10 protein-coding genes are annotated in these 14,258 nt (G+C 74.8%); 6 read left to right on the top strand and 4 right to left on the bottom strand.

Annotation, left to right across the window (positions count from 1 at the left end; genetic code table 11):
• Positions 1-14 precede the first annotated feature (14 nt).
• Positions 15-1,919, bottom strand: a complete 1,905-nt coding sequence (locus Sru01_RS22360; RefSeq protein WP_203989562.1) for an AfsR/SARP family transcriptional regulator — start codon at positions 1,917-1,919, stop codon at positions 15-17.
• A 574-nt stretch (positions 1,920-2,493) separates the two neighbouring features.
• Here Sru01_RS22360 and Sru01_RS36305 point away from each other — a divergent pair.
• The 4 genes from Sru01_RS36305 to Sru01_RS36300 all read left to right on the top strand — a co-directional run bounded on the left by Sru01_RS36305 (position 2,494) and on the right by Sru01_RS36300 (position 8,819).
• Entirely contained in the window at positions 2,494-4,779 is a 2,286-nt protein-coding gene (locus Sru01_RS36305; protein WP_203989560.1) for an AfsR/SARP family transcriptional regulator, read from the top strand.
• Positions 4,780-5,083: 304 nt separating this feature from the next.
• Positions 5,084-5,686, top strand: a complete 603-nt coding sequence (locus Sru01_RS22350) for a DUF4956 domain-containing protein (protein ID WP_203989558.1) — start codon at positions 5,084-5,086, stop codon at positions 5,684-5,686.
• A complete protein-coding gene (locus Sru01_RS22345) occupies positions 5,683-6,516 on the top strand; it encodes a polyphosphate polymerase domain-containing protein (RefSeq protein WP_203989557.1) in 834 nt (277 codons plus the stop codon). The genes Sru01_RS22350 and Sru01_RS22345 overlap by 4 nt, the downstream gene beginning before the upstream one ends.
• Entirely contained in the window at positions 6,507-8,819 is a 2,313-nt protein-coding gene (locus Sru01_RS36300) for a CotH kinase family protein (RefSeq protein ID WP_203989556.1), read from the top strand. The genes Sru01_RS22345 and Sru01_RS36300 overlap by 10 nt, the downstream gene beginning before the upstream one ends.
• Before the next feature lie 99 nt (positions 8,820-8,918).
• Here Sru01_RS36300 and Sru01_RS22335 read toward each other — a convergent pair whose 3' ends face one another.
• The 3 genes from Sru01_RS22335 to Sru01_RS22325 form a co-directional block, all read right to left on the bottom strand.
• Positions 8,919-9,356 carry a DoxX family protein gene (locus Sru01_RS22335; protein WP_203989554.1) on the bottom strand — a complete coding sequence of 146 codons (438 nt, stop codon included), beginning with the start codon at positions 9,354-9,356 and terminating at the stop codon, positions 8,919-8,921.
• A gap of 192 nt (positions 9,357-9,548) precedes the next feature.
• The gene (locus Sru01_RS22330; RefSeq protein ID WP_203989553.1) at positions 9,549-10,208 is read right to left on the bottom strand and encodes a response regulator; all 660 of its coding nucleotides are present in this window, start codon (positions 10,206-10,208) and stop codon (positions 9,549-9,551) included.
• A gap of 20 nt (positions 10,209-10,228) precedes the next feature.
• Positions 10,229-11,422 carry a sensor histidine kinase gene (locus Sru01_RS22325; protein ID WP_239137648.1) on the bottom strand — a complete coding sequence of 398 codons (1,194 nt, stop codon included), beginning with the start codon at positions 11,420-11,422 and terminating at the stop codon, positions 10,229-10,231.
• Positions 11,423-11,738: 316 nt separating this feature from the next.
• Here Sru01_RS22325 and Sru01_RS22320 point away from each other — a divergent pair, with 316 nt between their 5' ends.
• Positions 11,739-12,953, top strand: a complete 1,215-nt coding sequence (locus Sru01_RS22320; protein ID WP_203989552.1) for a serine hydrolase domain-containing protein — start codon at positions 11,739-11,741, stop codon at positions 12,951-12,953.
• A gap of 185 nt (positions 12,954-13,138) precedes the next feature.
• Positions 13,139-14,200, top strand: a complete 1,062-nt coding sequence (locus Sru01_RS22315) for a sigma-70 family RNA polymerase sigma factor (RefSeq protein ID WP_203989551.1) — start codon at positions 13,139-13,141, stop codon at positions 14,198-14,200.
• The last annotated feature ends 58 nt before the right edge of the window (positions 14,201-14,258 follow it).

Below are 14,258 nucleotides of genomic sequence, written 5' to 3'. Positions count from 1 at the left end.
CGGGAGCGGAGGTCTCAGTGGACCGCCGTCGCTGCCGTCGCACAGGTGGCCGGCGTGCTGGCGCGGGCGACCGGCGCGGGCGCGGCCTCCGGCGCGGGCGGCTGATCGCGGATCACCCGCCGCAGCGCCCGGGCCCGGTCCTCGGCGGTCTCCTCCTCCCGGACCCGCTCCCGGGCGAACAGGCGCACCAGGTCGTGCATGCCGTACCGGTCGTGGTCGAAGGCCTCGACGAGCCGGGCCTCGACGAGGCGGTCCAGCAGGTCGGTGGCGGCCGGCCGCGGGCGGCCGGCGAGCGCCGCGGCGGTCGCCACGGTGAAGGAGAAGGCGCCGAGCAGGCCGAGCAGCCGGAACACCCGGGACGACTCGGCGTCCAGGCTCCGGTAGCTCATCATGAAGCACGGCCGCACCGCCCGGTCGCCGGCCTGGAGCTCCGACAGGCGGTGCTCGGCCACCGCCAGCCGGTCGGCCAGCGCGCGCAGCGACAGCCCCGGCTGGGCGGCCAGCCGGGCGGCGGCGATGCGGATCGCCAGCGGCAGGCCGCCGCACAGCCGCACGATCGCCCGGGCCGCCCGCCGGTCGGCGGCGACGCGCTCCGCCCCGGCCAGGCGCTCGAGCAGCGTGGCGGCCTCGTCCTCGGCCAGCAGGCCGAGATGCAGGTGCGACACCGCGTCCAGCGAGGTGAGCATCCCGCGGGCGGTGATCAGCACCCGGCAGGTGGGGCTGGCCGGCAGCAGCGGGCGCACCTGCGCGGCGTCGCGGGCGTTGTCCAGCAGGAACAGCAGGTGCCGGCCGTCGGTCAGCGAGCGGAACCGCGCCGCGGCCTCGTCCACGCCGGCCCGGCCGGCCAGGTCGTCGCCGAGGGAACGCAGCAGGCGGGCCAGCACGTCGGCCGGGTCCAGCGGGGCGACGCCGGGGGTGAAACCGTGCAGATCCACGTAGAACCGCCCGTCGGGGAACCGGTCGGCGACCTGGTGGGCGACATGCAGGGCCAGCGCGGACTTGCCGGACCCCGCCGCGCCGGTGATCGCCGCGACGGTGGTCGCCTCCGGGCCGGTCGAGGTCAGCGCCCGGCGCAGCCCGGCGACCTCGGTGGTCCGGCCGCTGAAGGCGGAGTGGCCGATGGGCAGCTCGGCCGGGGCGACGGCCCGGCGGGCGGTGCCGGTCTCCGGCGGCGCCAGGCCGGGGTCGTCGGCGAGCACCCGCTGGTGCATGCGCCGTAACTCCGGCCCGGGGTCGATGCCGAGCTCGGCGGCCAGCAGCCCGCGCGCCCGCTGGTAGACCTCGAGCGCGTCGGCCCGGCGGCCCGAGCGGTAGAGGGCGAGCATGAGCTGCTCGCGCAGCCGCTCGTTCAGCGGGTCCCGGCCGGCCAGCGCCTCCAGGTCGGCGAGCATCTCGCCGTGCCGGCCGAGGGCGAGCCGGGCCTCCAGCGAGGCCTCCACGACGGTCGCGCGCAGCCGCTCCAGCCGGGCCGCCTCGCCGCGCAGCGGGGCGGGCAGCGGCAGCCCTTCCAGCACCGACTCGGCACGCCACAGCCCGAGGGCCCGGGTCAGCCGGTCGAGCGCCAGGTCGTGGCGGCCCTCGGCCAGCGTCCGGCGGCCCTGCGCCGCCAGCTCCTCGAACTGCGTCACGTCGATCTCGCCGGGCGCGACCCGCAGCACGTACCCGGTGGAGCCCGCCTCGATCCGGGAGGGCGCGCCGAGCGCCCGGCGCAGCGCGGAGATGTAGGTGTAGAGGTTGGACTCGGCGGTGGCCGGGGCCCGCTCGCCCCACAGCCAGTCCAGCATCCGCTTGCTCGGGATCGCCCGGCCCGCGTTGAGCAGCAGGGCGGCGAGCAGGACCCGCTGCTTGCGCCGTCCCAGCGGGATCGGCCGTCCATGGGAGGTACGGACCTCGATCGGACCCAGGATCTTGAAATCCATGCCCACCACCCTTACCGCGCCGGCGTTCACCGCGATGAAACGTACAAATGCATATGTTTACTGATTTGCCGGACTTATGGTCCGGGGAGCCGGCGCCACCCGGTACTCCCCTCAAGGGAATATGAGCCTTACTGATAAAACCCGCCTGCGCGGTGGACAATTGACGTGACAGTCGCCCGGCCCCTGGACAATGCCCATCGAAACGTTTTGACTTCGGCGGCGGAAGCGGTCTTCGGGCCGAATGTCAATTAAGGGCGGGGTGCGGGGAAATGTGAATTCCAAAGCCGTGATACCGGCGGCGACAGGCCCGGCCGGACCGGGTGGACGGGCGCGCGACGGGCCGATCCCGGACGCGCGCCGAAGCTGCACCGGCGCCCACCGGGCGCCGAGTTCTCCGGCCGGCCGCTTCGCCGGCCCGCCGTGTCTTGATTGTTAGCGGTGGGTATGGAGTGAACGTGGAATGAAAATGTAATCTGTCGTCCGGCCCGCGGCCGCCCGGGAACCGCGATGGAGGAGTGGAACTATCGCTGACTCGCTTTCCGGGGCGCCGGCGCGATTCGACGTCTTCGGCCCGGTGGAGGTCCGGCATCGCGGCCGCCCCGTCGAGCTCGGCCACGCCCGGCAGCGGACCGTGCTGGCGCTGCTGCTGGTGGAACCCGGCGTGGTGCACCCGACCGGTCACCTCATCGACCTGGTGTGGGACGGCGCGCCGCCGCCGACGGCGCACAACGTGCTGTACGGGTACATCGGCCGGCTGCGACGGTGCCTGGCCGGCATCCCCGACGTCGCGCTGGGCCGCCGGTCCGGCGGCTACGTGCTGGACCTGGACCGGGACCTGGTGGATCTGCACCGGTTCGAGCGATTACTCGGCGAAAGCCGGGACCGCGCCGGCGACGCCGAGATCTCGGCCACCATCCGCGCGGCGCTCCGGTTGTGGCGCGGCCGGCCGTTCGCCGGGCTCGACTGCCGGCGGCTGGCCGCCGTGGCGGTCGCCGCCGAGCGGGACCGGCTGGCCGCGCTCCGGCGCTGCCACGAGCTGGAACTCCGGCTGGGCCGGCACCATGAACTGGTCGCCGAGCTGGAACTGCTGGCCGAAGAACACCCCACGGACGAGATCACCGTCCGGCACCTGATGATCGCATTGGAGCGCTCCGAGCGGCGGGCCGAGGCACTCGACCGATACGCGCGCACCCGCCGGATCCTCGCCGAGCAACTCGGCATCGGCCCGAGCGGCGAGCTCGAACGGACCTACCTGACGATCCTGCGCGCCGACCCCTTGCGCGAGCCGCGCACCGCGGCCGCCCTGGCCGGCCCGGCGGCCCCGCCGCGACCGGCGCAGCTGCCCGCCGGCCCCCGCTGCTTCGCCGGCCGCGACGACGAGCTGCGCGCCCTCGACCGCCTCGTCGGCGGGGACGCCGCGGCCCGGGTGGTGGTCATGCAGGGCCTGCCGGGGGTGGGGAAGACGGCGCTCGCCCTGCACTGCGCCCACCGGCTGGCCGCCGGCCACCCCGACGGCCAGCTCTACCTGGACCTGCGCGGCTACGACGAGGAACGGCCGCCGCTGCCCCCGGCGGACGCGCTGGCCACCCTGCTGCGGTCGCTGAACGTGCCGCCGCACCGGCTGCCGGCCGAGCCGGGCGAGCTGTCGGCGCTGTTCCGCTCGGTGACCGCCGGCCGGCGGCTGCTCCTGCTGCTGGACAACGCCGCCACCGCCGACCAGGTGCGCCCGTTGCTGCCCGGCAGTGCGTCCTGCCTGGTCCTGGTGACCAGCCGGACGCGGCTCACCGGGCTGGTCGCCCAGGACGGCGCCGCCATGCTCTCGGTGCGCCCGCTGACCGCCGCGCACAGCGTCGCCCTGCTGCGGGCGGTCCTCGGCGACCGGCCGGTGGAACGGGAGCCGCGGGCCACCCGGGCGCTGGTCGAGCTGTGCGCCGGGCTGCCGCTGGCCCTGCGGATCGTGGCCGCCAACGTCTCGGCCACCGCCGGGCGCGGCCTGGCGGGCGCCGTCGAGGACCTGGCCTCCAGCGACCGGCTCACCGCGCTCGCCACCGACGACGAGGGCCTGGCGATCCAGCGCGCGTTCGACATGTCGTACCGGGTGCTGGACGAGGCGTCCCGGGAGCTGTACCGCACTCTCGGCCTGCTGGTCGGCCCGGATTTCACCGTCCGCCACGCCGCGGTGCTCGCCGACCTGCCGGAACCGCGGACGCGGGCGTTGCTGTCCCGATTACAGGCCGCCAACATGATCGAGCAGCACACCGACGGGCGTTACCGCCTGCACGACCTGCTGCGGCTGTTCGCGTTGCAGCGGCTGCGCGAGCAGGAGGCGCCGGACCGGGCGGCCGCCGCCCGGGACCGGCTGCTGTCGTGGTATCTCGACACCAGCGGCGCCGCGGCGTCCGCGCTGCGCACCGGGACCGGCCGGCCGCGACCGGCGGCGGGCGGCCCGCGGGACGGCCGGCCGGCGGTGCCGACGGTGTCGGACGCGCTGCTCTGGTTCGAACGGGAACGCGCCAATCTGCTGGCGACGGTGCACGAATGCGCCGACCACGGCCCGTACGAGGCGGCGTGGCGCATCGCGGACACCATGGGCGGCTACTTCCGCGTCCGGCCGTTCGGCGGCGACTGGCTGGCCGCCGCCGAGGCGGGCCTGACCGCGGCCCGCCGGGCCGGTGACCGGAACGCGATCGCGTCCATGCGTCTCAGCCTGGCGCGCGCCCGGCGGCACGCCGGCCAGGACGAGGCGGCCCGCCGGCACGATCCGGAGGCGCCGCGCCCGCGCTCCCGGCCGCCGGAGCCGCCCGGCCCGGTGGAGACGGTTGTCCCGGGTCCGGCGTCGGGATACCTCAGCCGGCCGTGATCCACCGGAAAGTTTCAGATCCCCGGGACTTTTCGCGGTAGGACCGAAAACCCCGCGGGGCGGACCCGGCATCCGATGACATGCGACGCCGCCTGGCCGGGGGACGCCCGGCGGGGGCGGATACGCCCGGACGTAATGGACGTGTTCATTGACGAGCCATCCGCCGGACACCTAGCGTTCCCCACGCCCTCCCGAAAGTTTTGTGGATGGCATGAAATTTTCGCGACACTCATGCGTACCCCCATGCCGGCGAGCGGGTGGTGCTCCGCCGTCGTCCGGCAACGGCTCAGGAGGAACGACGGTGATGTCACAACTCGTGCTGTTCGCCCTCGACATCTGCGCGGTGACGCTGCTGGTGTTCGGGCTGTACTTCCCGCGGCACCGCCGCCGCGACCTGGTCGTCGCCTACCTCGGGGTCAACGTCGGCGTGCTGGCGGTGGCCGGCGCGCTGAACTCCGGCGCCGGCGGCGGCGGGCTCGGCCTCGGCCTGGCGCTGTTCGGCGTGCTGTCGATCATCCGGCTGCGCTCCACCGAACTCGACCAGCACGAGGTCGCCTACTACTTCTCCGCGCTGGCCCTGGGCATCCTCGGCGCGATGGGCACCACCTCGACCTGGCTCGGCGCGGGCCTGATGATGTTCATCCTGCTGGTGATGTACCTCGGCGACCATCGCCGGCTGTTCCGCGACTACCGCCACCAGATCATGGTGCTGGACTCGGCGTTCACCGACCAGGTCGCGCTGGTGGCGCACCTGGAACGGCTGCTCGACGCCCGGGTGCACGCCGTCACCGTCCAGCGGCTGGACCTGGCCAACGAGACCACCGTGGTCGACGTCCGGTACGCGCTCACCCGGCGCGACCGGGCCGCCGAGCCCGGCCGGCCCGTCCCCTCGGCGGCACGCCGATGACCGCGACGCCCACCTGGCCGGCCCTGGCCCGGCTGGACCCGGTCGGACCGGCCGAGCTGGTCGCGCGGGCCGCGCTGCAGACCCGGGTGGACCGCAAGTACGTCGTCCCGGTCGCCGCGCTGCCCGGCCTGCTGGAGCGGCTCGTCCCGCACGCCCGGGCCCTGGACATCGACGGCGCCCGCGCCTTCCGGTACCGGTCGGTGTACTTCGACACCCCGCTGCTGGACAGCTATCACGCCGCGGTGCACCGGCGGCGCCGGCGCTTCAAGGTGCGCACCCGCACCTACCTCGACTCCGCCCGCTGCTGGCTGGAGGTGAAGATCAGCGGAGCGCGGGGGAGCGTCACCAAGCACCGGCTGGACTACCACCCCGACCACTGCGACTCGGTGCACCCGGGCCGCGACTTCGTCGAGGACGTCCTGGCCCGCGAGTCGCTGGTGCCGCCCGCCGGGCGATCCCTCGACCCGATCCTGGTCACCGAGTACCACCGGGCCACCCTGCTGCTCCGCCCGGCCGCCGGCCGGGTCACCATCGACACCGGCATCACCTGGCGGGCCGGTGACGCCACGCTGAGCCTGCCCGGCCTGGCCGTGGTCGAGACCAAGACCGCCTCGGCCGCCACGATGGCCGACCGCATGCTGTGGCGGGACGGCGTCCGGCCCGCCCGCATCTCCAAGTACGCCACCGGGCTCGCCGCGCTGCGCCTGGACCTGCCCGACGTGCCGTGGCGGCGGACGCTGCGGCGCCACTTCCGTGACCGCCCCGCCGGGCCCGCCGGGCCCGCGCCCGCCGTTCTCCACCGACCCGAACAGGAGGCATCGTGCGTCTGACCCATCGCGGTGCCGGCGCGACGAGCCGCCGCAGCCCCCGGGGCCCGGTCGCCGCCGCGCCGCATGCCGCGCCACCCGCCGTGCGCCCCACCCTGCCGCTCGCGGTCCGGCCCACCCCGCCGCCCGCCGTGCGGCCCCGCCTGCTGCTCACCGTGCCGACCGTGCTGACCGTGCTCGCCGTGCTCGCCGCCGTGCTCGCCGCGCCGGCCCCGGCGTCGGCCGGCGCGGTGCCCGGACGCCACGTCCGGCCCGCCGGGTCGACCGCCGCCGCGGCGGACACCACCTCGACGACGGCGGCCGCTTCGGCCGCTTCGGCCGCTTCGGCCGGTGACGCCGCCGCCGCGGCGGCAGATCTGACCGGTGACATCGTCTTCTCGGTGCCGAGCGGCACCTTCCAGGGCCAGGTGACGGTATCGCTGAGCACCGCGGTCAGCGGGGCGCGGATCCGGTACACCACCGACGGCCGGCCGCCCACCGCCCAGTCGGCCCTCTACCAGGACACGCCGCTGCAGTTCACCCGCACCACCCAGCTGCGCGCCCAGGCGTTCGCCGGCGACGCGCCCTCCGGCGCGCCCGGCACCGCCATGTACGTCGCCCGCGACACCGACGCGGCGCACGACCTGCCGCTGATGGTGATCGACTCCTACGGGGCCGGCAAGCCCGGCCGGGAGTACCTCGACGCCGCCATCATGATCTTCCAGCCGGGTGCCGGCGGGACGACGTCGCCGGCCGCGGCCCCGGCGGTCGCCACCCGTGCCGGGTTCAAACTCCGCGGCCAGTCGTCGGCCACCTTCGAAAAGACCCCCTACCGCCTGGAGTTCCGCGACAACGCGGACGACGACGCCGACCTGCCGGTGCTCGGCATGCCCGCCGACTCCGACTGGGTGCTGCGCGGGCCGTTCACCGACAAGGCGCTGATCCGGGAGGCCTTCGTCTACGACCTCGCCCGGGAGATGGGGCTGAAGGCCCCGCGCTACGCCTTCGCCGAGGTGTACCTCAACACCGACGCCGGGCCGGTTGGCGCGAGCGACTACATGGGCGTCTACATGATCGTCGAGACGATCAAGAACTCCAAGAACCGGCTGAACCTCAAGCAACTCGACGAGGACGACCTCACCCTGCCGAAGATCACCGGCGGGTACATCTGGAAGTTCGAGTGGATGGCCGCCGAGGAGCCGACGCTGCCCTGCACCGGGCCGGCCGCCACCTGCTGGAACTACCTGGAGGTGGCCGACCCCTCGCCGCTGGCGCCCCAGCAGCGCGACTGGCTGCGCGGGCACGTCCAGGCCTTCCACGACGTGTTGCGGGCCCCGAACTTCGCCGACCCGGCCACCGGCTACCGGGCCTACATCGACACCGGTTCCTTCGTCGACATGCTGATCGTCAACGAGCTGAGCCGGGAGATGGACTCCTACATCCGCAGCGCCTACTTCTACAAGGACCGGGATACCAAGATCTTCGCCGGGCCGGTGTGGGACTACAACCTCTCGTTCGGCGTCGGCGGGTTCTTCCAGAACGACCAGACCTCGGGCTGGCAGTACCAGCAGACCCGCCAGCCGGTGGCCAACGACTGGTTCAACCAGCTGCTGCGCGACCCCGCCTTCGTCAACGAGGTGCGGACGCGCTGGCAGGCCCTGCGCCGCGGCCCGCTGTCCGACACCGCGCTGCAGAACCGGATCGACGCGCTGACCCGGCCGCTGGCGGCCGGCGCGCAGCGCAACTTCCAGCGCTGGCCGAACCTGGCCACCCGGCAGATCGGTTTCTTCGTCACCCCGACCGCGCCCACCTGGCAGGGCCAGGTGCAGTACATGCGGGACTGGATGCTGCGCCGGGCCGCCTGGCTGGACTCCACCGCCGGCTGGGGCGGTCCCATCGCCACCCCGTCCCCGAGCCCCACCCCCACGCCCACGCCGACTCCGACCCCCACCCCCACCCCGACTCCGACACCGACACCGACGCCGACGCCCACGCCGACCCCCACGCCGACTCCGACCCCCACCGGCGCCGCCCGGTGCACCGCGACCTACACCGTGGTCAACCAGTGGCCCGGCGGGTTCCAGGCCGAGGTCCGGGTCACCGCGGGCGCCTCGGCGATCGGTAACTGGACCGTCTCCTGGTCCTTCACCGGCGGCGAGACGATCAGCCAGGCCTGGAACGCGACCGTCACCGGCCAGGGCGCGATCACCGCCCGCAACGTCGCGCACAACGGCTCGCTGGCGGCCGGTGCCAGTACCACCTTCGGGTTCCTCGGCTCGACCACCGGCACCCCCGGCCGGCCGGTGCCGGCCTGCACCGGAAGCTGACCTCCGCCCGGGACGCGCCCCCGGCCCCGCACGGTGCCGGGGGCGTGCCGGCCGGCGTCCCGGTGGTCCACCATCGGACCGCCGGGACGCGGCACATGATCAGTACGGGTCCGCCCCGCTGGTGACCCGCCGGTCGCGGTTCCGCCACAGGCCGTCGGCGGCGAGCAGCCCGCCGCCGGAGTAGGCGATGGCGAGGGACGCGGCGCACAACGAGAGCACGAACTCGTAGCCGCCGTTCTCCAGCCACAGGCCGTTCGGGCCGTGCACCCAGATGATCGCCCCGATCATGTCCAGCGCCAGCAGCGTGCCGGCCACCGGGAGCAGCAGCCCGAGCACCAGGGCCGTCCCGGCGACCATCTCCAGCACCGAGATGCCCGGTGCGGTCAGCGCGGCGAACGGCACGCCGGCCGTCTCGAACATCCCGGTGATCCGCTCGGTGCCCAGGGTGAACAGCTTCTGCCAGCCGTGCGCGATGAAGATCAGGCCCACGGCGACCCGGGCGACCAGCAACGCCGCCGGCCGTAACTTCTCGATCATGATTACCTGCCATCGGTGGGGTCGGTGTGTTCCCCAAGCTTCACCAGGACGGCTCGAGAACCGCTCGAACCGCGGCGCGCCGGACCGCCGGGGGACGGGCGACCGGTGCGCCGCCGGTCGGCCGGCCGTGGCGAGCGGGACGGGCCGGGGCGGGCCAGGCGGGCCGGACGGGCCGGGGAGGCCGGGGCGGGCTCAGCGCGGATCGCCGGGGACCGTCAGGCCGGTCTCGTAGGCGGCGATCACCGCCTGTACCCGGTCGCGCAGCCCCAGCTTGGCCAGCACGTTGCTGACATGCGTCTTCACCGTGTGCTCGCTGACCACCATGGCCCGGGCGATCTCGGCGTTGGACAGCCCGCGGGCGACCATCCGCAGCGTCTCCCGCTCGCGCGGGGTCAGCATGGCGAGGCGCTCGGCCGGCGGCGCGACCGGCGCCGACGCGGCGAACCGGGCGATCAGCCGGGTGGTGACCGAGGGCGCGAGCAGGGACTCGCCGGCCGCCACCACGCGTACCGCGTGCACGAGGTCGTCACGGCGCACGTCCTTGAGCAGGAACCCGCTCGCCCCGGCGCGCAGCGCGTCGAAGACGTAGTCGTCCAGGTCGAACGTGGTCAGCATGAGCACCCGGCAGTCGCTGCCGGCGCACACCACGCGGGCCGCCTCGATGCCGTCCATGACCGGCATGCGGATGTCCAGCAGAAGCACGTCGGGGCGGTGCGCGCGGACGGCGGCGACCGCCTGCGCGCCGTCCCCCGCCTCGGCGACCACCTCGATGTCCGGCTGGGCGTCCAGGATCATGCCGAAGCCGGCCCGCACCAGCTCCTGGTCGTCGGCCACCACGACGCGTACCGTCATGCCGGCCGTCATGCCGGCCGTCATGCCGGCACCGCCCGGCCGGGCCGCGGCAGCCGGGCGCGCACCCGGAAGCCCGGCCCGTCGGTGCGCGGACCGGCCATCGCGGTGCCGCCGCAGGCGGCGGCCCGCTCCCGGATGCCGATCAGGCCGTTGCCGCCGGTGCCGCCGGCCGGCGCCGGGCCCCGGCCGTCGTCGGTGATGTCGATCATGATGCTGTCGTTCTGCCAGGCCAGCCCGACGTCGGCCCGGGTGGCGTGCGCGTGCTTGACCACGTTGGTGAGGGCCTCCTGGGTGATCCGGTAGGCGGCGATCTCGGTGTCCGGGGACAGCCGCCCGGGCTCGCCCGAACTGGAGTACGTCACGGTCAGCCCGGTGGCCCGCACCTGGTCGGCCAGGGTGGCGAGCGCCGCGATCGTCGGCTGGGGCGAGCGGGGTCCGTCCTCCTCCTTGAGTACGTCCAGCAGCCGGCGGAGCTGCGTCATCGCGTCGCGGCCGGCCGCCGCGATCGCGTCGAACGCGGCCGCCGCCCGCGCCGGGTCGCGGGCCACCACCACCGGCCCGGCCTCGGCCTGGACCACCATGAGGCTGACCGCGTGGGCGAGGATGTCGTGCATGTCGCGGGCGATCCTGGCCCGCTCGCGCTCGGCGGCCCGCTCGGCCTCGACCTGGCGTTCGCGGGCCAGCTGGGCGGCCCGTTTCTCCAGGGCCGCGGCGTGCGCCCGGGAGGAGGCGGCCGCCCGGCCGACGGCGTAGGCGGCGACGAACTGCACGATGCCCCGCATGGCGGTCTCCGATGAGCCGACCATGGACAGGCCGCCGACCACGGTGACGGCGAGCATGATCATCCGCGGCCATCGGGCGGAGTGGGCGGCCACGGTGTAGAGGGCCACCAGCCCGATGTACCAGACCGGCTGGGCGGCCACCTCCTCGACGGCGTCGTAGGACGCGGCGGCGACGAGGGCGATCAGCAGCACGGTCACCGGCGCCCGCCGCCGCCACACCAGCGGGACGGCGCCGGCGATCACCACCGCGAAGCCCCACCAGTGCCAGGGGCCGCCGCGGGGATTGTCCCGGCTCAGCAGCGGCCACAGCTGCGCGACCAGCATCAGGGCGGCGAGCGCGGCGTCCGGCCAGGCCGGCGGCAGCGCTCGCACCCACCGGCGTAGCCGGTCCAGCGATCGGCCGGCGTCCAGGGGCCGGATCCCGCCGGTCACGCCGGACGCGGCCGGCGACGGTCCGGGAGCCCGCGGTCCGAGAGCCCGCGGTCCGAGAGCCCGCGGTCCGGGAGCCCGCGGCCCGGCGGGCGTGGTGCGGCATCCGGTCCGGGCCCGGGCGCGGCGGGCGCGCTGCGAAGGTCCATACCCGAGATCCTGCTCGCTGCCCGGGATGTCGGGCATCGCCGGTACGAAGGATATTCCGGGTCACCCGTCCGGAGGAGTACGGATCGCCCGCACCGGCGATCCGCCGCGGCCCGGTGATCGGCAGGATGGGGCGCCTGCCGACCGAACCCGCTGACCTGGAGATGTCCCGATGAAGCCAGCCGTGGCCTGCCTCGCACTCGCCACCATCGCCACCCTCGTCACCGGCCCCGCCGCGCCCGCCGCGGCCGCGCCGGCCGCCTGTCCCACCCCGACGGCCATCCCCTCCGACGCCCCGGCGCCCGTCCCGCCGGTTGACCCGGCGGCGCTGGCGAAGACGATCGGCGGCCTGCCCGCCCCCGACGCCACCGCCGCGATCGTCCGGGTCGGCGGCGGCGGCTCCTGGCAGGGCGTGACCGGCGTGGCCGACATCGCCACCCGCCGCCCGGCCTCGGCGCGCGTCCGGTTCCGGGCGGGCAGTGTGACCAAGATGTTCACCACCGCGGTCGTGCTGCAGCTCGTCGCCGAGGGCCGGCTCTCGCTGGACGACACCGTGCAGGGCCGGCTGCCCGGCCTGCTGCCCGCCGGATACCCGGAGATACGCGTCGGCCAGCTGCTGAACCACACCAGCGGCCTGCCCACCCCCGACCACCCCGACGGGCTGGAGTGGGTGTACCAGACGCGGTTCCGGACCTGGACGCCCCGGGAGTTCGTCGCGGAGGCCGTGCGGAACCCGATCGAGTTCCGGCCCGGCACCCGGCAGCACTACCTGAACATCAACACGTTCGTGGCCGGGCTCCTCATCGAGAAGATCACCGGACGGTCGTACGAGCACGAGGTCACCACCCGCATCCTGCGCCCGCTCGGCATGCGCGACACCTACCTCCCCGGCGTCTCGCCGCGCATCCGCGGCCCGCACCACCAGGGGTACCAGACGGTGCCCGCCGGCTTCCCCGACGCGGTGCCCTACCAGGGCGGTCACGTGGTGAACATGACCGAGATGAGCGTCACCTCGACCTGGGCATCCGGAGATCTCATCTCGACGGCGGCCGACCTGGAGACCTTCATCAGGGCGCTCTTCCGCGGGAAGGTGGTGCCGAAGGCCCGGCTGGCGCCGATGTTCACCGTCCCCGCCGTGCCCATGTACGACCCGTCCGGCGGGTGCGGCGCCGGGCCCGCCGTCTACACCTCCGGAATGGCCCGGATGGAGCTTCCGAACGGCGTCGTCGTGTACGGCAAGACCGGCGCCCGGTACGGCTACGCGGCCGGGGTCGGCGCGACCCGCGACCTGAGCCGCACCCTGGTCTACTCGGTCAACTCCACCGACGCCAAGGCGTCCGGTCAGAACGAGCGGACCCTGCGCATCGCCCTGGCCGCCTTCTCCTAGCCGGCGGGAACGGTCCTGCGGCCGGCTCATGGCCGGCGGGACCGTGCCGTTCGCCGCGCCCGCGGGCGGCGGCAGGGCACTGGCGACGCCTCCCCGGCGCGGGGAGAATGAGCGGCGCGCGACCACTTTCCGGCTCCGGCGGTGTCCATCCAGTCGAGAGGGACCACCGGGAAGAAGGAGCCACCATGCGAGGGAACCCACCGGAGGCCTCCCCGGCCCGCGGGCGGCGGCCCGCCGGGGAGCTGGCGGCGCTGGCCCGCGCCGGGGACGGCGCGGCGTTCCAGGAGCTCGTCGAGCCGTACCGGCACGAGCTGCAGGTGCACTGCTACCGCATGCTCGGCTCGGTGCAGGACGCCGAGGACCTGCTTCAGGAGACGCTGCTGGCGGCCTGGCGGGGCATCGGCGGCTACCAGGAACGCGCCTCGGTCCGGACCTGGCTCTACCGGATCGCGACCAACCGATGCCTCAACGCGCTGCGGGCCGGCGCCCGCCGGCCGCCCGAGCAGGCGGCCTACCGAGCAGAGGTCCCGTTGCCCGAGCCGTCGCACCGCCGGGCGGAACCGAGCTGGCTCGAGCCCTACCCCGACGTGCTGCTGGACGAGATCGCCGACCGGGAGCCGGGCCCGGAGGCGCGCTACGAGGCCAGGGAGTCGGTGTCGCTGGCGTTCCTGGCCGCGCTGCAGCACCTGCCGCCGCGGCAGCGGGCCGTGCTGGTGCTGCGGGACGTCCTCGGCCTGCGGGCGCCCGAGGTGGCGGACATCCTCGACACCACCGAGAACGCGGTGACCGGGGCGCTGAAACGTGCCCGGCGCGCGCTGGCCGGCGAGCCGCCGGGGCCCGGCCGGGAGGGCGCTCCGCTGCCGAACTCCGCGCTGGAACGGCGGATCGTGAACGACTTCATCCGCGCGTTCGAGGCCGGGGACGTCGAGGCGATGGTGTCGCTGCTGACCGACGACGCGCTGCTGACCATGCCGCCGCTGCCGCTGGAGTACCAGGGGCTGGACGCCGTCGGCAACTTCCTGGCCACCGTCGCGCTGCGCGAGGGCGTCCGCCACGTGCTGATCCCGACGCGGGCGAACGGCCAGCCGGCGTTCGGCTGCTACCTCCGCGATCCGCACACCCCGTTCCTGCGCGCGCACGGCGTGCTGGTGCTGACCCTGGCCGGTGGCCGGATCGCGGCGATCACCCGGTTCGTCGACAACTCGCTGATGCGGACGTTCGGCTTCCCCCGGTCGCTGCACGCCTGACCGGCCGGCCGAGCACCGATCCGAGCGGCCGCACGCCCCGCGGGCGTGCCGCTCGGTC

The organism is Sphaerisporangium rufum (assembly GCF_016863395.1).
Taxonomy (GTDB): domain Bacteria; phylum Actinomycetota; class Actinomycetes; order Streptosporangiales; family Streptosporangiaceae; genus Sphaerisporangium; species Sphaerisporangium rufum.
Note: the sequence above shows the minus strand (reverse complement) of the source record. Positions and strands in the feature narration are given on the sequence as shown.